Source organism: Gemella sp. 20925_1_85 (genome assembly GCF_041433735.1).
Lineage (GTDB): Bacteria > Bacillota > Bacilli > Staphylococcales > Gemellaceae > Gemella.
The window spans coordinates 12,561-36,253 of record NZ_JAPWCC010000004.1; the positions used below are offsets into that span (position 1 = coordinate 12,561).

The following is a 23,693-nucleotide window of genomic DNA, read 5'->3' on the forward strand; positions in this document are numbered from 1 at the left end:
ACTTTCATTATAAAAAGAAAAGCTCAATGAACTAATTCATTGAACTTTCTTATTATTCTATTCTCTATTTGTATATTTTTGATGTAATTCTAATTGATCTCCCATTAGTTCATCAACTGTTACCAATTCAAATCCTTGTTCTGTTAAGTATTGAAGTACTGTAGGTAAAGCATCAATTGATGTTTGATGAATATCATGCATTAATATTATTGAACCTGGTTGAGTTTTTCGAACTTCCTTCATTATTGAAGCAGTATTACGATTCTTCCAATCAAGTGTGTCTATATCCCATAATATAAATGACTGATCTACAGCTGCTTGAATAGCAGAGTTGATTCCACCGTATGGAGGTCTCATTATATGAACATCTTGTCCACTTGCCTTTTTCAAAGCTTCAGTAGTATCATTGATCTGACTTTTAGCTTGTTCTAAACTAATCTTAGTTAATAATGGATGACTCCATGAATGATTTCCGATTTGATGACCTTCTGCGACAACTTGCTTAATAATATCTTCATTTCCAGCAACTGCTTTCCCTACCATAAAGAATGTAGCTTTTGCATTATATTTTTTCAATAATTCTAAAGCAACAGGCGTAGTATTAGGATTTGGACCATCATCAAATGTTAAAGCTACAGCTTTTCTACTTCTCTTCTTAATATACTCATTATATTTTTCTAGATCCTGACCTTTAAGATATGTTTCATCAATATATTTAAATAAATCATTAACAGGTATTTCTACTAAATTAATATCTTCTTTATTTGACTCTACATTAATATTGAACTTAGATTCATTATAGTTGAATTTCCATGTAGCCATATCTTGATCTCGAAGATTTATAATATTTTGATTAATGACTTCTTCAGACAACCCTTTTACGGCTAGTTGTTGTTTTATTTTAGATAAAAACTTCTGTTTAGCAGTATCTGGTGAACTAAATAAACTAGATAATGTGAATTCTTTATTATCTTTATCTAAATAAATACTTGAGATTATTGATTCACTAGCAGATTCAACTTTTCTTGATTCTACTTTATGTGAGATTTTCTTTACATTTACTTCATTTACATTAGCAAAATTCGATTCTTTTTCTTCTACTCCATAAAATACTATTTCTTTAATATCCTTATCGAAGTTTAAACTCCCTTCTACCAATCCTTTGGTAGCATCATTTAAACGTTCCTTAATTTCATTAGCTTGTTCAGTGTTTGAATTTGGCGAATACACTTTAACATACTTTTCTCCTAACCATCCCGCTTTAACACTACTGTTTTTAGCTAACTCAGATTTATCTCCATCTTCAACTACTTTTTTTACCTCAGATTGAAAATTATAGTTTTGCCATTTTTGATATGCTTTATCTCCAAAAAATAATAAAAACGTGCATACTATCATGCATAACACAGCTAATAGAATACCTAATTTCTTCATTATTCGTTCCCTCCTTAATATATTTTCTTCAATTTATCTTTTGGGCCAATCCCATCCATTAATTATTATACATTAAACAATTAAATTACTCCAGTAAAATTTAAACAAAAGTATACAACTATTTTTTTATAGATAAAAAGATATTAACAATAATGCTAATACCTTTTTTATGTTTATTTATTCTGCATTCTACGACCTTTTTTATCGAAGAATTTCTTATCTGTACCACGACGTTCATTACGGTTTTTCTTATCTCTATTGTCAGAACGACGACGTCTGTCATTTCCTCTATTCGAACGTCTTCCCTTATCTTGCCTTCTAGGAAGAGGTTTTTCAAACGATAATTCTACATCAACTTCTTTTTTATCATTTATTAATTTACTTAATAATATAGTAATAACTTTCTCTGCATTAGTTTCAGCTAAAAGTTTGTTTGCTAAACTATTAAACTCTACATGATTTTTATCCATTTCTGAAATGACTTCATCAAATAATCTATTATGACGTGATTTTTTCACTTCATCTTGTGAATATGGACGTAACATTTTCATTCTCTCTCCACGAGAATTTTCAATGTCTTTTAAGTATGGCATTTCAACTGGATTTAAGAATGTAATTGCAACTCCTGATTTACCTGCTCTACCTGTTCTACCAATTCTGTGAGTATAACTTTCTACGTCTTGAGGAATATCAAAATTATAAACATGAGTAACATCACTAATATCAATACCACGTGCTGCTACATCAGTAGCAACAAGAATTTGTAATGAGTTATTTTTAAATTTACGTAAAATTTCTAAACGTTTAGATTGAGTAATGTCTCCGTGTAGTCCTTCTGCTAAATACCCCTTAGCGATTAAAGCACTCGCTAATTCGTCAACACGACGTTTAGTTCTTCCAAATACAATAGCTAGGTTTGGATTTTGAACATCTAAAAATCCAACTAAAGTTTCTAATTTTTCATTTTCTCTAGCAATTGTAGCATACTCTGTAATATCTGGCTTAAGATCCTCATCACTCATCGTTTTGATAAGTTTATAGTCTTTCATAAATTCTTTAGAAAGTTCCATTATTGTTTTCGGCATGGTTGCAGAGAACAATAATGTTTGATGTCTTGAAGTTATCTTCGATAAAATAAATCTAACATCTTCGATGAATCCCATATTTAGCATTTCGTCTGCTTCATCTAATACTAAATGTGTTAATGTTTCTAATTTTATCGTTCTTCTATTAATATGGTCGATTACACGTCCTGGTGTCCCTACTATAATTTGTGGGCGTTTTTTCAAATCTTGAATTTGTCTTTCAATACTTGTTCCACCAAATACGATGCTGACTTTTAATCCTTTCGCTCTTGACATAAGTCGAAGTTGTTCTCCTACTTGTTGAGCTAGTTCTCTTGTTGGCGCAAGAATTAATGATTGTAATTGATCATTTCGCCTTACTGTATCTACTAACGGTATTCCAAAAGCACCTGTTTTTCCTGATCCTGTTTGTGCTTGTGCTAATATGTCAACTCCAGATAATACATATGGAATTGTTTCTGTTTGAATACCAGTTGGAGATATGAAATTCATATTGGTTAGTGATTGAACTGTTTCCTGACTAACCCCTAATTCTTCAAATGTTGTCATTTGTTTCTCCTTAATTTATTCAATTTTATATACTGTCTTATTTATATAACCTGTTAATTATAGCATGAAAATTGAAAATAATAAAGAAATAAGGGTAAACTACATAGAAAATCATATTACTTTCATTTCAATTTATACATCTATTTCTTATATCTAAAATAAAATAATAGCATAGTAGGTATTTAACCACTATGCTATCATCCATTCATATATTAACAAATAATTTTCACACCATATGTTTTTTTACATATTATTATTTGTGATTTCATCAATTTTCTTAGCAATATTTTTTATGCTTTGTCCCGATTTACTTAGATTATTCGTATATATTAATAACATATAATCCTTATCACCAAAAACTATTGCAGTATCATGATAATTTGTATCTATCGCACCATACTTACTTGCTACTTTTTTATTTGGTATACCGTCTTTAATCCATTCTCCGTCTTCAGAATCCTCAAGGTATTTTATTAATTCAGGATATTTATCACGTTCTTTATATAACTTCGTCCAAACCAACTCCATCATAGCTGGAGTAATTTTATTATTTTGAGCTTCTTCTTGTGGTAATTTCGCTCCAAGACTAGCAAGATATTTAACTACTAAATCAGCCGCTGTCGCACTATTACCTATCAACATATTTGTAGCAGTATTATCAGAATATTGAATCATATTTTGTAGTACATACTCTAATTTATAACTATCTTTCTTTTGACTATTAGTTATTTGCCCATTACCTTCTTCTAGGAATTTTTCATTATATTCTATATCTGCATTTTTTGATATCTCACCATTTCTAATACGATCATATATCTTCATCGCATATATTACTTTTATCGTACTAGCTGCTGTAAAGTAATGCTTATCTTCTTGTGCATATCTGTATCCTGTAGAAAAGTTTTTATAGACAATACCTATTTCATTATTTCCTTTATACTGCTCTATTAGATTTTCCATAGCTTCATTCAATTCTATTTCACTTAGCTTTTTATTCTCAACCACTGGTTCTTCTTGTTTATTTTCTTCTTTCTGAGCTTCTTGTTGAGCAAGTTCCTGCTGTTTAATAGCGTCTTTTTTAGCCTTAATATGTGCACCTGCTGAAAATACACCGTAAATAATTAAAATCACTGCTGTTGATTCAATTAAAAACTTTAAAATTCGCTTCCAAGTTCTCTTCACTACTTTACTCACATCCTTTATCTATAATATTCTTATTCTAGTTTACTACATAACAACTGTTTTAACAATAATTTCACGAAAATATTCTTAAAAATAAAATTTACATTTTGATTAAAAAATATCTACTTTAACACTCTAGCAATATCCGTGTTTTTATTAAAGACTTAATTCAATTGTTAAAAGAGTAATCCAAAGTTTTTTGAATAACCCTTCTATAACTTTACACATTGGTTTTCAAATAAAAATCTTGCTCTGATATTTTTGAAAATCCCATATTTTCATACATATATTTTGGAGTATCATTGGCATCAACTACCAAAATAACATTTTCTTTTCTTTCATTGTTTATTGCAAAGTTAATAATGTGCTTAGCAATTCCACGATTTCTATATTCTGGTGCTATATATAGATTATCGATTTCAAAGAAATTATTTTTCACAATAATATTAGCAGAGCCAACAATCTTTTCACCATCTTTAGCTACAAGCTGTTTAATACTTTCAGACCTAATATTTTCATAAAGTAAAGTCTGATTATGCTCAGCCCATTCTTCATTACTAGCTTCAATATCTATTTTATATTGAAATTTTAAATATCTATTTAAATCAATTTTTTGTAGATATTCGACTGCAAAGTCACTTGGCTCCTGTTCTACAAAATTTCTAGTGTTTAAATAATATAAATTCAGGTTAATTTCACTAAAACTTTCCTTTTTCAAATATCTCTTTAGTTTTCTCGATAATGTAACATTTTCCATTGCTGCTAAATGAATAAAATTCACACCTTTATCTCTAAAGAAATTTCTACAAGAGGAAATATAATATTCAAGTTCATCTACAGTGGTAGGTTCTTTTTTCATTAATAGATAATTTCCACTAAAATATAATTTTGATTTTAACGTTTGATAAATTACATAACTATCTGTTTCAACTACCGACTTGGCTGGTGAATAAATATCTTTAAAACTATAATCCATAACTAGCACCTCCTATTCTTAATGTATTTTTCATTGTATTAATGATGACCATGAGGTCCATGATGATGTTCAAAATGATTGATTATTTCAAGTACTCTTGAGCTTCCTGTTAAGTCATAAACATTTCTTAAAGTTTCTACATACGTTGGATCATCGTGTAAAACATCAAAATATGTAACTACTTCTTCCTCAACAAAGTCAATATAATCTTCCTCTTCTGACAGAGCATTTAAAGCTGCGCCTAAAAGAATTGGATCATCTTTTATCAATGAATTTCCATTATATAAATCATAGATTTTATCATACTCATATAATGATTTAAGTGCATTTATAGCAATAAATAATGTTTCTTCTGAGATACCTTGCGCTGTTAATACTTCTTGCATTAAAGTACGGATATTATCATATTGTTGATCATCTTTATATAATGAAATCAGATGCAAGTAACCGCTAATAGCCATTCCCTGTAGCTCAATATATTTTTCTAGATATCTCTTAGCTTCGTCACCTTTTGACATATGCCCTAAGTGTAAATATGCTTCTGTGAAATCAGGATCGATTGCTATAGTTTTTAATAAGTGCATTTTTGATTTTTCTAAATTCTGAATTTGATTATAAGCAAATGCTAATGAGAACAGAATTCCTGCATCCTCATACCCTCTTCCATTTTGATTATAGAAGTCAATAGCCTCTTCAAATAATCCTAGAGCATATAAATTATCAAATGCTGTTTGGAAATTTTCTAAAGATGGTTCTTCATAGAAAATTCTCTCACTTAAGTTTCTAGCTTTATCTTCTCTTCCTGTTGATAAATAAATCCCTACTAACTCTTTATCAATTGCACGAATAGCCTCATCAAAATCTGTTCCTGCTCTAGCTGCTAAGAACTTATCTTCAGCTATTTCATATAGTTCATCTTCTAAATAAATCAATCCTTCTTGATATAAGATTGAAGGTGTTTTTGGTGAATTGTATAATACTACTAAAGCATCATCCTTCTTATCTAGATATAGAAGATTGTGAACATATCCTTCAATTGCAGTATCGTCTTCTCTATTCTGTTCATAAATAATTCTAGATAATTCTAAACACTCATCAAATAATCCATTATCTAAAAGTATTGTACGAAATTCCTCTTGTTGTTCTCTATCTAAAGCAGAAAAATCTATATCTTTTAATTCCTCTAAAAATTGTTGTATATCCATCTAATTTTCTCTCCTTGCTAACTTATTCATAATAAAAGTCAATTCAGTTTTTACAGTTGAATCAATATTATCGATACTCTTCTGAGCTTTTTCTAAATATCGTCTACTTACAGTTAATGTTTCTGATAAAACTTTATCGTTATTTTTTATATAATTTATTATTTCTTCTTTTTCTTCACTACTCGAATCTTTTGTAAAGTTATAAAATAGCTCTGGGTTTTCTTCTTTGGCTAATAAAGCTGGTAATGTAATATTACCGTTCATTAAGTCTTGTCCTACATCTTTACCAAGATTTTGTGCTCCTCCTACGAAATCAAGATAGTCATCAATTATCTGATAACTCATTCCCAAATAATAACCGTATGAAAAAGCACTTCTTATATCTTCATCAGAAGCATTCGAAACTATACTCCCTGCTACACAAGCAAAAGCTATTAATATTGCAGTCTTTCTCTTAATTTTTTTAAGATAGTCTATTCTTCTTGTTTTAATATCGTACAAGCCATCCGCTTGGATAAGTTCACCTATACATAGTTCTTTAAGTGTTTGTGCTAAATATAAATGTATTTTCTCATTTTCAAACTTAGCCACTTCTTTTAAAACTACAGAAAATAAATAATCTCCTACACGAAGAGCAAACTCATTGCTATATTTTTTATTCATCGTAACACTGCCACGTCTAGTATCAGCATCATCAATAATATCATCATGAATTAAACTAGCAGTATGAATTATTTCAACTATACTAGCCATTCTAATAATGTCTTTTTTATTTAGTTCAAAATTTCCTAATTTAGCACACATTAGTAAAAGAAGTACTCTAACCCTTTTACCCCCATTTAGAAAATACTTTTTTACAATCTCATCTAATTGTTCATTATTACTTTTAGTAATTTCGAAAATATCTTCTAACACCTCGTGTACCAACGTATCATACTGTTTTAACATTTTATTCTCCATTAACTTAAACAAAGGTTACCATTTTACTATCAGACTCTTGAAATTCAACATTATAGAAGTCAAACCAAGTCTTTATAACACTTAGATAAAATTCATCCTCACTAATCTCTTTAGCAATTAGCTGTAAATATCCATTCTGCATAGTTTCTGTAAGGTTAGCTAGCTTATCTAAACTACCTATCAACAAACTATAATACTCAAAACTAAAATAATCACCAAGTAAAAGTGATTTTGATTCAATATTATCACCTTCTAATTTATGACTATCAATTGAACTAAGTGCACAAAAGATTGCTGTATTATATAATTCATTATTAAAATTATATTTTTCTATAAAAGAAGTAATATTTAATTTTTCTATTAATCTTTCATTATAATTATATTTTTTCATAGTAAGTCCTTCATTTTTTATCTTTATAAATTATACCACAATATCGTGATTAATTAAAATTTGATTAACTAAATTTCACATAAAAAATTTTATATATTACATATTCATTAAGATAATAAAAAAGAGTAATCTTAAAATCATAACTCTAAGAAAATCATAATTTTAAAATTACTCTAAAATACACTCTTATTTATAATATTTCTATACAATTAATCAGAATAAATAGCTATATTTTTTCTACAACTATTTCTGTATCATTATTTCTTAATATTTTTATAGTATTAAAGTCACTTATTAATATTAAAAACATTACTAATGTAAGAATTGCTTTAGTTGAGACATTATCAATATTATTGCTAATCATACCTAGAAATACATAACAAATAATACTATTATGCCAATTAGATTGTTTCATATACTTCGAATTTTTAAAGTTTATATAAAAACTATATAAAACTATAAACAATTGACAAAAAACTAGAATATTACCAACCATAAAAATTTTCCTGAACTTTAATTTATCCTTACAAATAATTAACTGTTTCTTGATATTCCTCTGGTCTTTCTTTTCTAACAAATAGCATAATTGCTACGATGAAATATAATAAATATACAGGTACTAATACCCCTACTGTTCCAACAGCCACTACAATCGCTAACACTAAGAAAAGTATTCCAGATAAAATACGTTTTTTCATTAAGAATGTCGCTAATAATGCAACTACAACTAGTACTATTAATAGAACTGAATACATCTTAAGTCCTTGAATCGTATAATCAAGAAGTTGTTCAGCTGATAGATTTACCCCATTAAGATTTTTAGCAAGCTCTTCTTTAAAAAGATTTAAAAATTCTTGGTTATCTTTTAAAAGTGAAATCTTAAAGAATGAGCCATAAGCTAAAAATCCTGTTAATACTATTAATATAATATTAGCAATCCACGCCAATACTTTTTCTACTGTTCTTTTGAATGGTTTCATAATAAACCCTCCTTCTATAAAATCAAAGGTCTTTCCTTTTTACTAATTATAACATAAAACGTTATCATGTTACAATGAAAATTAAACTAATTTGCAAATTTTATACTAAAATGATAATCTTTAAATTTCACTATTTAGAGACATCAATTATCCTCTTTTTAGTCTTTTACTTCACTACTATTTAGATATTTTTTATTAAATAATATATGGCATAATCCTACAATAATGAATAAACCGAATAAATATAATATCTCCCTTGTAATTTGATAGTCATCAATCGTTAACATAGCTATAATTAAAAGGGTTATCACCTCAACACAGTAAAAAATAACTGCTATAATTCTTTGAATTCTACCCAATTTTTTTAGTGATTTTTTCGCATCATCAACAACCCCAATTAGGAAATCAAAAAATACATCAAACATAGTTTTTCTCCTTTATGTTCATCTATAGCCCCAATGAACTTTTTAATCTTATCCAACTTCAATATAATTCTATTTTTTGTACATTATAGCATTGTTTTTTTATAATTACAAATTTTTCTATAATTCTTCTTCATATAGTTACATTGTTCGTCATTATAAAAAATAATCCTCCAAACCAAAACGGTTTAGAGGATTACTAATAATTTATTATCTATCAACTAATGTAAATCGCACTTCAATCTTGAAGATTCCATCTTCTGGTGCATATGCTTGAATTGTTTCTTTGTGTTTTTCTGCTATAAGCTGTGCCATAGATAATCCTATACCATAACCTTTTATCGCACTATTTCTCGATTCATCTAATCTATAGAAACGATCAAAAACTTTGCTTAAATCACCTTTTTGTACATTGGCTTTATTAGAAACCTTTAAAGTAGCATATTTTCTATTCTTATTAAGTTTAACCGATATATCACTATCTTCTGGAGCATATTTAATTGCATTTTCTAACAGTATGTCCATTAACTGAATTATAGAATCTTTTTCTCCATAGTAATTCAGGTTAGGATCGACATCCGCTACAATATTCTTTTTTTGGAAGTTAGCTAATTCATCAAAATCTTCAATTCTTAATTTCAATGCCTCAGATAAGTCAAAGTGGGTTCTTTCTACTGTATCTTTTTCTTCCATACGACTAAATACTACTAAGCTATTAACTAAACTAGACAATCTATCTACTTGATTATGTATATTTTGCGTCCATTTTGAATCACCATTCATCATCTCTAATACATCAGCATTAGAACTAATAATAGCTAACGGTGTTTTTAACTCGTGACTAGCTCCTGTTATGAATTGTTTTTGTTTTAAATATGTCTCCTGTATTGGTGCTATTACCCTTTTTGATACTAGAATAATTAAAACAAGTACTGATAGTATTACTCCTATTGAAATTAAAACACTATTTTTCACAAAAGATTCATAAGAATCAAGTTCACGTTGGCAATTTAAAAATAATATTAAATCCCCTACATTTGTTTTTACTTTTAAGAATCTATAACTACCTATAAATCCGCTTGTTTTTCCTTTTTCTAATGCTTCAACTACTTTGCTTTGCAAAGCATCTTGATCCGCTATTAAGCTATCATCTCGGTATGCTTTAATTATTCTACCATTATTATCTACTTTAGCAATTGAAAAACCATTATATTCTGTAGCACTTGATGAATTTTTAGTAATTACCAAATCATCGCCATCTTCTGCAAAAATTTTTATCAATGCTTGTGATCTAGAAGCATCTAGCAATGTTGTATCTATTCTTTCTTCTAGTTTATTAAAATTAATAAAGTTTAATGCTATTGCAAGTATCGCTATTACGACAGCCACACTACCAACAGCAGTAGTTACGAATTTTCTCCTAAGACTCTTAAACATCTAGCATCTCCAATGTATAACCTACATTTCTTGTTGCTTTAATGTGGATATTAGCATCTAATGCTTTTAGTTTTTTTCTTAAGTAAGAAATATTAACCCATACTACATTAATTTCAGAATCACTGTCATAACCCCAGATTCTTTCTAAAAATTGTTCAGTTTGAATAACGTTCCCAGGATTTCTCATAAGCATTTCCATCATTTGATATTCTTTATTAGATAATCTTACTTTATCTTTTTCTGTAGATAATTCAAATGTATATTTACTTAAACTAACATTTCCTAATTCTAGTACGTTACTAGTAAATGTAGCCTGTCTTCTCGTCATAGAACGTACCCTTGCTAATAATTCTCTTGTAACAAATGGTTTTGTTAAATAGTCATCTGCACCGCTATCTAATCCATATACTTTGTCTTCGATTTCTGACTTAGCTGTAAGTAATAATACTGGTGTATTTTTTTTATTTTCTCTAAGTTTTTTTACTACTGTTACTCCGTCCATTTGTGGCATCATAACATCAAGAATAGCTCCATCATAATCATCTAACATTAGATAATCTAATGCATCTTGTCCATTATTTACTACATCGACTGAGTAATTATTGTGTTTCAGCATTGCTTCTAGAGCATCTGCTAAGTCTCTTTCGTCCTCTGCCAATAATAACCTCATTGACTTTCACTCCTTACTATATTTTTGTGTTGTTTTTTCCAATATAAAATCATTATATATAAACTAACTAAAATCAAGTTTAAACTATTATTTAAAATACTAAATATATATTAGCAGTTTTTTCTTAGAAAAATCTAAGTCGTTCTATATACTTTTTTAATTTTTCGTTATAACATAACTATTGAAAAAAGTTATCTATACTGTCTATTATATCAAAATTCCAAATTTTATTCTCTATTGAACAATAAAATTAGAAAAAATTTTTTCTTAATTATTATCCATTTTTTAATATTTTAACTTATTTTGTCTATACATGTCAAAACAAATGGCTAACGTTTTCTAAAACATTAGCCAAAATAATTATTTTCTTCCAATAAGTAGTCCACTTTGGATATAATCTTTCATTTCTTTTCCATATCCCCATTTTTCTGCATATTCATCTGTTACATCTGAATTAATGATTTGAAACTTCGGAAATCCCGCTTTTTCAATAATCTCAGCCATCTCTTCTTCCAGAAGAGCACCAGCCACTCAAGTACAGTGCATTCTACTAGAATTTTTCCATTCTAATGGCAATTCTTTTTTCAAAATAATATCAGATATTACAAACATACCATCTTCCTTTAAAATACGATGAATTTCGTCATATACTTTTTGCTTATCAGGTTCAAGATTGATAACACAGTTACTAATAACTCTATCAACTGACCTATTTGCTAAAGGAATATTTATTAACTCACCTTTAATAAATTCAATATTATCAAATCCCTTATTATCCCTAACTTTCTTAGCTTTATCTAGCATAGAATCTAATCTATCTAAGCCATATAGTGTACCTACTTTTGAATTTTTCATCTTTGTTATGAAAATATCCATTCCAGCTCCACATCCTAAATCAATTAAAGATTGTCCTTCTTTAATCTTCAAGTGATTAATTGGATTACCACAAGAAAGCCCCATATTTATTTCATCAGGAAATTCATTAATAATTTTTTCATCATATCCTAGAGATTTACTCAGTTGCTTCGGATCAATTTTTGTCTTTTGTTTATTTTTAGAAATATTATCATAGAAGTTATCAACTGATAATCTTATTTTAATATTATTTTGCATACTTACACCAACTTTTTTTATTATTTATTTTTCATCATCATTATTAATTTTATCATACGCACCTTAATTTTTCTATCTAATAAAAAATAAGCCCTAATTAGGACTTATTTTTTTGAAAATTATATTAATTTATTATATTCTTCTTCTGTTAAGTAACTTGAAATTGCACCTGTTTTTGTAGTTGTTAAACTAGCATAGTTTGTCGCAAATTTTGCCATTTGAGCTAATTCTTCTTCTGAAATGTTATTAAGATCTTCATTATTTAATAGTTTCGATAAGAATGAACCAGCAAAAGCATCCCCAGCCCCAGTAGTATCAACTGCTTTTATGTTAGGTATTTCAGTTACTACCTTATGATTTTCATAATAAACTTCTGCACCGTGTTCTCCTTTAGTATAAAGAACAACTTTCATATGACTAAAGTCTTTTTTCAATGCTTCTTCGATATTAGTAGTTCCTGTTAAGAATTCTAATTCGTTATCAGCAACCTTAATTACATCAACATAAGGTAAGAATTCTTTAATAGTTTCAAGATACACCTTATGATCATCCCAAAGATTGAATCGTAAGTTTACATCAAAAGAAATTAACACTCCCGCTTCTTTAGCTTTTTTCAGTAATAAATGATGGCTATCTTTTGATTCTTCTTGAATTGCAATACTTGCGAAGTGAATTGCTTCAATTTCAGATAAATCAACTTTTTCAACATCTTCTTTGCTAATTCTTAATGTTGATGAACCTTTAAAGTAAAAACTAAATGAACGATCTCCAGTTTCATCTAAAGAAACAAATGCTAATGGTGTAAAACTATCAGCTTTACGACTTACATATTTACAATCTACATTTTCATTTTTTAAAGTATTTTCTAGAAAATCACCAAAACCATCTTGTCCTAATGATGTTAATAAATAACTCTTATGCCCCAGTTTTTGTGCAACACAAGCAACATTAGCCACACATCCACCAGCCTCTTTTTTAAACGATTTTACTTTATCGATTGTTCCTACACCTTCTCCAATAAAGTCAATTAGCATTTCTCCTATACATAAAACTGCCATTTTAGTTCTCCTCTCTAATTTCAATTGCTCCAAGTTCTTTCGCTAAATAATCAGTAGCTGAGATATTAACATTATGGTTTTCTGGATAAAATCTTGTTGAAAGTGCAAAAGAGCCATCATTTGCGAATAATTCAATAGATGAACTATCAAATACTATTTCTACATTTTCTAAATCCAGTTTATATTTTCTATCATCTCTTCCATAGCCACTAGTCCCAAAAGAAACTTTTAATTCTTTATTGTCATAGCTTACTTTAAAATCAGCTACGCTAATTTCAAATTCTTTACCATGTTCTTGTTTATAATACCATGTATTTTTGTTAAAGTCATTAGATTTAATATCGCTACCTAATAAATCTTTAACCGATTTGTGTAACGTTTGTCTAACTTTACCATCTTTGTAATTCACTACACGCGGCACGGTCATACAGTTTTGATAACCAAACTTCGTAGTTGGATTAGTATAGCTACTATCTGGAACATACATCCAACCTATAAGTACTCGATTATTATCTTCATCTAAGAATGTTTGTGAAGCATAAAAATCATGTCCATAATCTAATAACGTGAAGTTATCTAATTTATCAACATTCTCAATCCCCTCTTCTACTACAGAATATCCAATTTGATACATATTTTCATAATTTGGATACATTCTTGTAATTCCTTGTGGTGAGAACATAAATATTTCTTTTCCATCTACTTCGAAATAATCTGGGCATTCCCACATGAATCCTAGATTTTTTTCTGAGTAAATAGTTTTATATGGTTTAAGAGTATCCTTATCGAATACTAATAAACATCCATAATCATTGCTATCTCTAGCTCCAAGAACTAGATAGTTTTTTCCATTTTTTTCAAATATTTTAGGATCTCTAACATGATTTGACATATTAGGATAATCGTCTGTTGTTAACAGACATTTTTTCTCAGTAAAATTAATTCCATCTTCCGTTTCAAAAGATATGGTATTATGACCACGGCCTTCATGAACGTAGTCATAATCACCTTTATATTTCACATTTCCTGTGTAATAGAAGACAAGCTTTCCATCTTCTATATTGGCACTTCCCGAATATACACCACTCTTTTCTTCTTCTATAGTTGGTGTAAGGAATACGCCAAGATCTTCATAATTTTTTAAATCACTACTAGTATAGTAATACCATAGTTTTAAACCACCTTCTACTTCATAAGAATACTGGTGAAAAATATGATATTTACCTTTAAAGTAAGCTAATCCATTCGGATCGTTTAGCCAACCTTTAGTAGGTTCTAAATGAAGATTTTGTTTCCAGTTATTAGCTAGCATTTACAAGTTCCTTCTTAGTTTTGAAGAAGTATGCTGTTACTGAGAATGAAACGATGAATGATAATGCTAAACCAATTCCAAATGTTGACCAGTGGTTTGCTGGAATTGATAAGAATCCTGGAAGACCGGCTGCTCCTAATGCTGATGCAAATACTTTGTTTAATCCAATCCAAGCACTTCCTACCGCACTTCCTACAATAGCCCCGTAGAATGGATATCTAAGTCTTAAGTTAACCCCGAACATAGCTGGTTCTGTAATACCTAATAATGCAGAAATACCAGATGCTGATGAGATTGATTTCATTTTTGTATTTTTAGAGAATACTAATACTGCAAGAACCGCTGCACCTTGTGCTACGTTAGACATAGATGCGATTGGGAATATAAATGTTAATCCTGTTGCAGCTAGTAATTGAGTTTCAATAGCTGAGAAACTTTGGTGTAATCCAGTGATTACGATTGGTGCGTAGAATAAACCGAAAATACCCGCTCCTACGAATCCACCTTGCATGTATAACCATTGTAATCCTTGACCTAGTAAAGTACCAGCTTCACGAAGAACAGGTCCCATCCATGCGAATGTTACGAATCCAGTTACAAATAATGAAACTAATGGTGTAGTTAAGTTATCTAACCATGATGGAGTTACACGACGTAAGAATTTTTCAATTGTCGCTAATAACCAAGCAGCTGCTAGAATTGGTAATACAGTTCCTTGGTATCCTACTTTAGCAATCTTAAATCCGAATACATCCCAGTATTGAAGAGTTGTAAGTCTTTGTAGACCATCAACTGCTTGACCACTTTGGTTAACGATATCTAAAGCTGGAGCAAGAAGTTGGTTTGTAGATGGATCTAATTTACCAAATACATAAAAATTCATTACATCCGGATGAACCATTAACATAGCAAGTGCTGCCCCAAGATATGGATTACCTCCAAAACGTTTAGTAGCAGAGAAACCAATTAATACAGGTAAGAATACGAACGGTGCATTTGCAAATACGTTAACCATATCAGCAAGACCTGCAATACCTGGGTTAGCTTCAATAACTGATTTACCAGTGTAGAATAAATCTTTAGCTGTTAATACGTTGTTAATCCCCATTAAAAGACCACCAGCAACGATTGCTGGTATAATCGGAACGAAAATATCACTTAACATTTTTACAAAACGTTGTAGTGGATTCCCTTTTGGTTTTTTAGAAGTAGTTTTTTCACCTTCTTCTTCACTTGAAGCTCCACCTTTGTATACCTCATTGTACTTAGCGTATACTTGTTGAACAAGACCACTTCCGAAGATTAATTGAAGTTGACCATTGTTAAAGAATACACCTTTAACACCTTCAATATCTTCTAATTTTTCTTTATTGTATTTTTTTTCATCGTTTAATTCTAAACGAAGACGAGTTGCACAGTGAACAACCGAGCGTAAGTTTTCCTCACCACCACTATGTTCAACAACTTCTTTAACAATTTTTTTTAAGTCCATAGTTCTTTCTCCTTTGTATTTTTTTAATTTATATAATGACTCTTAACATTTACCAAACAATAATGGTAACGTTACTTTTTTATTGTACACCTCTTCTAATATAAATGTCAAGAGAAAAAAGTAACGTTACCATGAATATTTTTTAAAGCTTCTTATCCTTGCTTGAGACTAGTAATTTTGATATAATCAAATAGCATAAAAATACTATAGAAAGTGAGGTTATCATGGATTTTAAGATTTATAATTTATTTTCCAATGTACTAAAAAATATAAATCGCTATAAATTTACATATATATCTATTGCCGCAATTATTCAGCTAATGCTTATTTGTGGTTTATGGCTTATATCTAGAATCTTCCAACTCGCTCTTACACTTGCAGGCGAAGAACATTTAGATAAGAACAATATTTTACATATCCTTACTAATCCCTATAGTTTTGTGATTTTAAACTTACTAGTTCTTATTGTAGCATTTTTTATGTTTATTGAGTTTTCTATACTAACCTTTACCATCTATGGTCAATTAACAGAAAAACAATATTCATTTCGAAGCATATTAGACAATGCGTGGACTAAGACAAAAAATCTTGCAGGTTTTCAAACCTTATTCTTTATATTCTACTTTTTAATAACTATACCTACGATAAATCTTGGAGTGAAATCTGTTCTTGCAAAGAATTTATTTATACCAAAGTTTATAAGTAGTGAAATTATGAAAACTAACAGTGGACTTATTGTATGGGGATTAATTATGATAGTTTTTGCTTACCTGAATCTTAGACTAATTTTCACCCTTCCACTAACTGCTGTCGGAGATGAAAATATACTGGATAGTATAAAAAGAAGTTGGGAACTTACAAAAACTGGCAAAAGAAAACTTGTCTTAACTATACTATTATTTGAAATAATATATTTATTAATTGCTGCAGTTTTAACTGGTGTAATTACATACATTTGTATCTATTTAGATAATGACGGTAATAATTCAATTATACAAACACTATTTTTCTCTTCGATAAGTGGAATTATCTTCTTTTTAGGTGTAATATCAAAAGTAACGGTTATAACTTCATTAATAACTGTTCTAATAGATCATAATGAGATATCCGAAAAACTTGTTAATAATCTTAATGAGAACAAGAAAAAATCAAGATTGGTAGTAACATTGACCACAGTAATTATAGTTGTTGCGGTTCTTGTGAATGGTTTTAATATGTACGGAAACGGTGTTAACAAAAACATTGAGACTATAGCTCACCGTGGATATGTTGCTAAAGGTGTAGAGAATTCAATAGAAGCACTTGAAGGGGCGGCTGAAGTTGGTGCTGATTACGTAGAATTTGATATTATTCTAACAAAAGACAATAAATTTGTAGTTATGCACGATTATAATTTAAAAAGACTTGCAGGATTGAATAAGCGAGTTCAAGATATGAATTTTGATGAAGTAGTAGGTCTAATAATTAAACAAGGTGATTATACTAGTAAAATTCCATCATTAGAAGAATTTGTAAATAAAGCGAAAGAATTAAACATGAAGCTTGTAATCGAACTTAAACCTCATGGAGCAGAACCATCTAATTATATAGACATATTAATTGATGAAATAAAGAGGTTAAAACTTGAAAATTATAAATTTATGTCACTAAATCCTAAAGTTATGGAAGAGTTAGAAACAAAAGCACCAAACTTGGAAACTGGTTATGTTATTCCTCTTCAATTCGGAAATTTTCACCATAGTAATGTTGACTTTTTCGTAATAGAAGATTTCTCATATAGAGATCGTCTAGTGGAACAAGCTAGAAAAGAAAATAAGCAAGTTTTTGTATGGACAATCAATGACTCAGCACTAATAACTAGATACTTACAAAGCCCCGCTGATGGAATAATTACCGATGAACCTGAACTTGTGAAAGATGAAAAAGATATTCTAGAAAATAATTATTCCTATTACGATAAAATATTACGACTAATCAATATTTAATAACAAACACGACTGAAATTATCATAATATTTCAGTCGATGATTTTTATTATCCTGTGATTTTTTAATACTCTTTTAATATTTTATACTCAGTTATTTTAATTCGATAACTCTATCACAAAATTTATCCAAAATAACATTACTATGTGTAATTAATAAGTAACTTAAGTTATATTCATCTTTTAAATCTAATAACAGATTCAAAATTTCATTTTGAATAAATACATCTAAAGAAGCTGTTATTTCATCACAAATTAATATCTTAGGTTCTAATAACAATGCTCTTATTATATTGATTCGTTGTAATTGTCCTCCACTTAATTCTTGAGGATATTTTGATAATATATCTGTTGTTAAGTTACATTTATTTAATAACTCATTAATCTTATTTAATACTTCAGTTTTAGTTAATGAGAATTGCACCTGTATACTTTCCTCTAATATCCTTCCTATCTTTTGTTTTTTATCTAACGATGAATATGGATTTTGAAATATATACTGTATTTCTTTGCGGATTCTTTTCCCTCTTTTTTTATCTTGAAAAATAGAAAAAGAATTACTAAGAATTAATTCATCATTATAATATACTCTTCCACTATCCATCTCTTCAATATTTACTAATATTTTAGCTAAAGTCGATTTCCCAATACCTGAAACACCAGATACCCCTAATATTTCATTCTTCTTTAGTAAAAATGATATATTAGATAATACTTGTTTACCATTAAATTGTTTACATATATTCTCTACTCTTAGCACTCTAATCATCTCCTGTATAAAATCTATTATTAGGTAACTTTTTCAAAATTGTACAGTCTAATAATTTTTTAGCGTATGAACTTTTAGGTGAATTGAAAAAATTATATACATTTTGTGATTCTATTATCTCTCCATTCTTCAGTAAGATTATCTCATCAGCTATTAATCTAGTCGCTTCTAAATCGTGACTTACAAATAATATAGCGGTATTGTTTTTTCTAGAAAGACCTAATAATAAATTCAAAATTTCTTCTTGTGTTCTCGAATCTAAAGAAGTGGTTGGTTCATCAGCTATAATAAGTTTGGGTTTTAGTGCTATTGCAATTGCTATAACTATCCTTTGAGCCATGCCTCCACTTAATTCATGAGGATACATATTATATACATCCTTGTAATTTTCTAATTTTACATCTTTTAATAAATTTAAAACATTACTTTTAATTTCAGCTTTTGATAAGGATGAATGAATATTGAAAATATCCGCTATTTGATTCCCAATTTTTCTAAGTGGATTTAATGTAGATATTGCATTTTGAAATATCATAGATATCTCCTTACCTCTTATATTAGAAAATTCCTTTTCTTTTATCTCTAATAAATCCATACCTCTAAAGAATATTTTCCCTTCTGTGATTAATTCATCATTCATATACTTATTTAATCCCAGTATACTTCTACATATAATACTCTTACCACTTCCAGATTCTCCTACCAATGCAAGAACTTTTCCAGACTCTAACTCAAAATTTATATTTTCTACCAATATCTTATCATTTAATTTAATTTTTAAATCTCTTACTTCTAACATTTTCCCTCCTACTTATATATCTGTTCTAAACCTCTACCAATTGAATTTATACTAAAAACAATAAGAACTGTAATTATCCCGGCAGGAATCCATTGCCACCAATAATTTTGAATAGCTGTTATATTTTGAGCAGATTCCAATATATTTCCTAAACTAGGCATTGGTGGTTTTACACCCAATCCTAAAAAACTTAACGAAGCTTCAATCAATACAGCATTAGCCATTGCTATAGTAGATGCTACAATTATTTGTTTCAAAATATTTGGAATTACATGAAATCTAATAATTCTTATAAAATCAAAACCAATGATCCTAGAACTTTTTACAAAATCTTCTTCAGAAACTTTTAAAACTGCTGCTCGTACTATCCTTGCTACTTCAGTCCATTGAAAAATACTAATTATAATAATTACATTTACTATACTTGGCCCTAAAATAGAAGAAATTACAATAGCAATTATTAAAAAAGGAAAGCTCATAAATACATCAATAATTATTGATATAAATAAACTAATTTTCCCTTTAAAATATCCTCCAAAAACACCTATCACTACACCTATTATAAGTTGGAAAAATGTCGCAAGTACACCTACCAATAAGGAGACCCTTACACCATAAACAATCCTAGAAAATACATCACGACCTAATGAATCTGTGCCTAATAAATGCTCTTTTGATGGAGGCGTATTCAAACTAAACAAATCTATTTTCTCAAAATCCAATGAAATCATAAAAGGTAGCGTTATTGTAGATAGTATTATTGTTACCATAGTTAACATTCCTATATATAACAAATATTTATTTTTCATATTTTATGTTATACCTCCTAATACTTTATTCTTTTATCATTAATAACATATAAAATATCCGCTATTAAATTAGACACTATAATTATTATTGAAGCAATAAAGAGTATTCCCATTATTAAAGGATAATCCCGATTTAGTATTGCATCATAACTTAATTTTCCGATACCAGGCCAAACAAATATAGTTTCTGTTATTAACGTTCCCGAAAATAGCGTTGGAATTTGTATAAATAATAAAGTTAAAATTGGATTTAACATATTTCTGAATCCTTGAGTAATCATAGCCCTTTTATATGACTCTCCTTTTGATATCGCCATCAATATATAGTCACTATTTTTTACTGAAATAAACTCTTCTTTTATATATTGTGTGAAACTTGCTGCTTGAGTTAATGATAATACTAGTGCAGGCAATATCGTATGGTATAATACATTAAATACTCTAGCAAGCCCTTCATTATTCTCCCTGACATCTGAAATTCCAGAAGTTGGAAAAATCCCTAAATCATAAGATAACCATTTTATAGCAAGTAATCCGACAAAAAATGTAGGAATTGATATACCTATAAAACTAAAAATTGATATACACTTATTTAATATACTATTTTCTTTTACAGCTGAAACATATCCTAGTAATATACTAATAATAAGCGTAAATATTATCGATACGCCTGATAATATCAATGTATTAGGAAGTCTATTAAATATTACTTCTGTTACTGGACGAGAAAAGTTTATCGAATATCCAAACTCGCCATTTAACATATTAACCAACCACTTAAAATATTTAATATACAATGGATCATAATATCCCAAATTCCTAAGTATATTTTCAAAAACTTCTGGTGAGGCATTCGGATTAATCATTGAGCTATACGGATTTCCTGGTTGCAAATTTATTAAAACAAATATTATTAATGATATTCCAAATATAACAAAAATGGACAATATTAATTTTTTACAAATATACTTTAACAAATATATCACCTCTAATTACTAACAAGAGGATGCAGACACATCCTCTTGTTCTCATTTTTTTATTTTTCTATTTCCCAATTAGCTGCGTCAGAAAAGTCTCTTAATGTTGAAGGTTCGAAACCTTTTAATTTTGGATTAAATGCTTTAACGATATTTTGTTCGTATAAATAAATCCATGGAAGCTCTCTATTCATGTAAATTCCAAATTTCTCATAAGCGGCTTTACGTTTTTCTATGTCAAATGAACTAATACCATCTTCTAAGAATTTATCTACTTCTGCACTCTTCAATCCAGATATATTCCATCCTTCTTTACCTTTAACATCACTTACAGCTTTTGAGCTCCAATAAGATGTTAAATCTGGATCAGCAGGTAAGTTGTTTCCCATCATATATAACTCAAATTCGTGATTTGCAACTACTTTTTGCATTAACGCTTTGAATTCCATAGTATTTATATTAATTTTAACCCCTGCTTGTTTTAAGTTCTCTTGAATAATTTGAGCAGTTTGTTCTCTTAATTTATTTCCTGTTGGAACATCTAAAGTGAGTTCCAGATTTTTACCATCTTTATCTACATAACCATCGTTATTTGTATCTTTATATCCTGATTTTTCTAACAATTCTTTAGCTTTTTTAACATTAAAGTCATATTTTTCTAGTTTTTCAGCTTTAGGATATGCCCATGATGAAGATAACATAGGTGTATTAACTAATGTACCATTACCTTCTAATAGTTTATCTACCATAGATTTTCTATCTAAAGCATAGATGAATGCTTCTCTAATATTCTTATCTTGAAGAGTTTTATTTCTTAAATTTGTTCCCATGTATTGGAATAGATTATTAGCATATTTTTTCATCACAAATTTATTTTTTTCTAACTCTTTTCTATCAGCATCTTTCAAATTAGAAACATCAGCTATATCTACTCCTCCATTTTTCAATTCTGCTCCTACTGTATCATCGTTAACTACTTTATAAACTAGTTTTTCTGTTTTTGGTTTTCCAGCATAATAATTATCATTTTTTACAAATTTAACTTCGCTTCCTTCTGTAAATGATTCTAATTTATACGGCCCGCTTCCCACAGGTTTTTTCAACTTATCTGTTGCTGTTTTCCATTTACCTGGTTCAACATCTTTCCAAATGTGCTCTGGAATAATTCCTGTTGTTCCGATATTAATTAATGCTGGTGCATATGTTTTAACAAATGATAATTCAATTGTACTTTCATCTACTACTTTGATACCTTGAATTTCTTTTGATTTCCCTGTGTTATAGTCTTCAGCCCCTACAATTGATTTAACAAAATTATAGTTTGCACCTTGATAGTCTTTGTGAGCTAGTGATTTCAATGTAAATTTAACATCTTCTGCCGTTAATTTATGACCATCACTCCATTTTAAATCTTTTTTTAATTTAAATGTGATTTTTAGATTATCATCAGATACTTTATAACTTTCAGCTAAATCAGGCTCTACATTTTGATTTTTGTCTAATTTTAATAGCGAGCTATAAACAACTGAATCTACAGCATCATCATATTTTGAGTCTGCTAATAATGGATTGAATACACCAGAAGGAGAAGTAGAAATCCCATAAACAATAGTATCTCTATGCTTTCCACTTGTTGCTCCATTGTTACTATTATTTGCACATCCAACTGTACCTATAGTTAATGCCCCCATCATTATTAAAGTAATTATTTTTTTTGTATTCATAATTTAATACCTCTTTATTTTAATTTATAATATCCTTTAATTACTTTAACTTATATTTTTAAAAATTTTTAAATATTAAATTTTATTAGTAATTATTAGTTATATTATACATCTTTTATAATACAATATTTTAAATACGCTTTCAATACTCGTTAGTATACATAATCTCTATTTATAAAGGCGATATTTTACATTTTTTATCATATATTATTGATATTATCAAATTATTAATCAAACAAAATTACATTATTTATATATTTAGAAAAATAATAATTTTTTTATGTCATACTTTAAACAATTTCTATATTAAATTAAATTTTGTAATCATATTATTTTAGACTGTTCAAAATTAATCCATTAAAAAAT

At 28.6% G+C, this 23,693-nt stretch carries 22 protein-coding genes; 1 reads left to right on the forward strand and 21 read right to left on the reverse strand.

The annotated features are described in order from the left end of the window. Nucleotides 1-57: 57 nt before the first annotated feature. The 16 genes from O3884_RS02105 to O3884_RS02180 all read right to left on the reverse strand — a co-directional run bounded on the left by O3884_RS02105 (nt 58) and on the right by O3884_RS02180 (nt 16,266). Complete coding sequence (locus tag O3884_RS02105; RefSeq protein ID WP_371451322.1) at nt 58-1,434, reverse strand: polysaccharide deacetylase family protein; 1,377 nt, start codon at nt 1,432-1,434, stop codon at nt 58-60. Between the two features lie 173 nt (nt 1,435-1,607). Further along, nucleotides 1,608-3,068 carry a DEAD/DEAH box helicase gene (locus O3884_RS02110; protein ID WP_371451323.1) on the reverse strand — a complete coding sequence of 487 codons (1,461 nt, stop codon included), beginning with the start codon at nt 3,066-3,068 and terminating at the stop codon, nt 1,608-1,610. Between the two features lie 243 nt (nt 3,069-3,311). Continuing rightward, entirely contained in the window at nt 3,312-4,250 is a 939-nt protein-coding gene (locus O3884_RS02115; protein ID WP_371451324.1) for a serine hydrolase, read from the reverse strand. A 220-nt stretch (nt 4,251-4,470) separates the two neighbouring features. Next, nucleotides 4,471-5,226: a GNAT family N-acetyltransferase gene (locus tag O3884_RS02120; protein WP_371451325.1), complete on the reverse strand. Its 756-nt coding sequence runs from the start codon at nt 5,224-5,226 to the stop codon at nt 4,471-4,473. A gap of 38 nt (nt 5,227-5,264) precedes the next feature. Next, nucleotides 5,265-6,431 carry a tetratricopeptide repeat protein gene (locus O3884_RS02125; RefSeq protein ID WP_371451326.1) on the reverse strand — a complete coding sequence of 389 codons (1,167 nt, stop codon included), beginning with the start codon at nt 6,429-6,431 and terminating at the stop codon, nt 5,265-5,267. Continuing rightward, entirely contained in the window at nt 6,432-7,379 is a 948-nt protein-coding gene (locus O3884_RS02130; RefSeq protein ID WP_371451327.1) for a polyprenyl synthetase family protein, read from the reverse strand. It lies immediately after the preceding gene. A gap of 16 nt (nt 7,380-7,395) precedes the next feature. Beyond that, nucleotides 7,396-7,782, reverse strand: coding sequence for a hypothetical protein (locus O3884_RS02135; protein ID WP_371451328.1), 387 nt, complete (start codon nt 7,780-7,782; stop codon nt 7,396-7,398). Nucleotides 7,783-8,306: 524 nt separating this feature from the next. Then, on the reverse strand, nt 8,307-8,762 hold the full coding sequence (locus O3884_RS02140) for a DUF4064 domain-containing protein (protein WP_371451329.1): 456 nt from the start codon (nt 8,760-8,762) through the stop codon (nt 8,307-8,309). Between the two features lie 158 nt (nt 8,763-8,920). Next, a complete protein-coding gene (locus tag O3884_RS02145; RefSeq protein ID WP_371451330.1) occupies nt 8,921-9,187 on the reverse strand; it encodes a hypothetical protein in 267 nt (88 codons plus the stop codon). A 207-nt stretch (nt 9,188-9,394) separates the two neighbouring features. Beyond that, nucleotides 9,395-10,621: a sensor histidine kinase gene (locus O3884_RS02150; RefSeq protein WP_371451331.1), complete on the reverse strand. Its 1,227-nt coding sequence runs from the start codon at nt 10,619-10,621 to the stop codon at nt 9,395-9,397. Next, nucleotides 10,614-11,291, reverse strand: coding sequence for a response regulator transcription factor (locus O3884_RS02155; protein ID WP_274460044.1), 678 nt, complete (start codon nt 11,289-11,291; stop codon nt 10,614-10,616). Before O3884_RS02155 ends, O3884_RS02150 begins: the two co-directional genes overlap by 8 nt. Before the next feature lie 360 nt (nt 11,292-11,651). Then, the gene (locus O3884_RS02160; protein WP_371451332.1) at nt 11,652-11,795 is read right to left on the reverse strand and encodes a methyltransferase; all 144 of its coding nucleotides are present in this window, start codon (nt 11,793-11,795) and stop codon (nt 11,652-11,654) included. Between the two features lie 27 nt (nt 11,796-11,822). Continuing rightward, a complete protein-coding gene (locus O3884_RS02165) occupies nt 11,823-12,404 on the reverse strand; it encodes a methyltransferase domain-containing protein (RefSeq protein WP_371451333.1) in 582 nt (193 codons plus the stop codon). A 119-nt stretch (nt 12,405-12,523) separates the two neighbouring features. Beyond that, nucleotides 12,524-13,462, reverse strand: a complete 939-nt coding sequence (locus O3884_RS02170) for a carbohydrate kinase family protein (protein ID WP_371451334.1) — start codon at nt 13,460-13,462, stop codon at nt 12,524-12,526. A gap of 1 nt (nt 13,463) precedes the next feature. Further along, nucleotides 13,464-14,774, reverse strand: a complete 1,311-nt coding sequence (locus tag O3884_RS02175; protein ID WP_371451335.1) for a GH32 C-terminal domain-containing protein — start codon at nt 14,772-14,774, stop codon at nt 13,464-13,466. Next, complete coding sequence (locus O3884_RS02180) at nt 14,764-16,266, reverse strand: sucrose-specific PTS transporter subunit IIBC (RefSeq protein WP_371451336.1); 1,503 nt, start codon at nt 16,264-16,266, stop codon at nt 14,764-14,766. Before O3884_RS02180 ends, O3884_RS02175 begins: the two co-directional genes overlap by 11 nt. Before the next feature lie 224 nt (nt 16,267-16,490). Here O3884_RS02180 and O3884_RS02185 point away from each other — a divergent pair, with 224 nt between their 5' ends. Continuing rightward, nucleotides 16,491-18,251 carry a glycerophosphoryl diester phosphodiesterase membrane domain-containing protein gene (locus O3884_RS02185; protein WP_371451338.1) on the forward strand — a complete coding sequence of 587 codons (1,761 nt, stop codon included), beginning with the start codon at nt 16,491-16,493 and terminating at the stop codon, nt 18,249-18,251. Nucleotides 18,252-18,343: 92 nt separating this feature from the next. Here the strand turns inward: O3884_RS02185 and O3884_RS02190 are convergent, their stop codons facing one another. Genes O3884_RS02190 through O3884_RS02210 form a run of 5 tightly spaced genes read right to left on the reverse strand, consistent with a single transcriptional unit; the run spans nt 18,344 to nt 23,327 of the window. Continuing rightward, nucleotides 18,344-19,009: an ATP-binding cassette domain-containing protein gene (locus tag O3884_RS02190; RefSeq protein ID WP_371451340.1), complete on the reverse strand. Its 666-nt coding sequence runs from the start codon at nt 19,007-19,009 to the stop codon at nt 18,344-18,346. A gap of 1 nt (nt 19,010) precedes the next feature. Further along, nucleotides 19,011-19,817, reverse strand: a complete 807-nt coding sequence (locus O3884_RS02195; protein WP_371451342.1) for an ABC transporter ATP-binding protein — start codon at nt 19,815-19,817, stop codon at nt 19,011-19,013. An 8-nt stretch (nt 19,818-19,825) separates the two neighbouring features. Continuing rightward, nucleotides 19,826-20,626, reverse strand: coding sequence for an ABC transporter permease (locus O3884_RS02200; RefSeq protein ID WP_371451343.1), 801 nt, complete (start codon nt 20,624-20,626; stop codon nt 19,826-19,828). Nucleotides 20,627-20,643: 17 nt separating this feature from the next. Further along, nucleotides 20,644-21,612 carry an ABC transporter permease gene (locus O3884_RS02205; protein ID WP_371451344.1) on the reverse strand — a complete coding sequence of 323 codons (969 nt, stop codon included), beginning with the start codon at nt 21,610-21,612 and terminating at the stop codon, nt 20,644-20,646. Nucleotides 21,613-21,662: 50 nt separating this feature from the next. Then, entirely contained in the window at nt 21,663-23,327 is a 1,665-nt protein-coding gene (locus tag O3884_RS02210) for an ABC transporter substrate-binding protein (protein ID WP_371451346.1), read from the reverse strand. Nucleotides 23,328-23,693 lie beyond the last annotated feature (366 nt).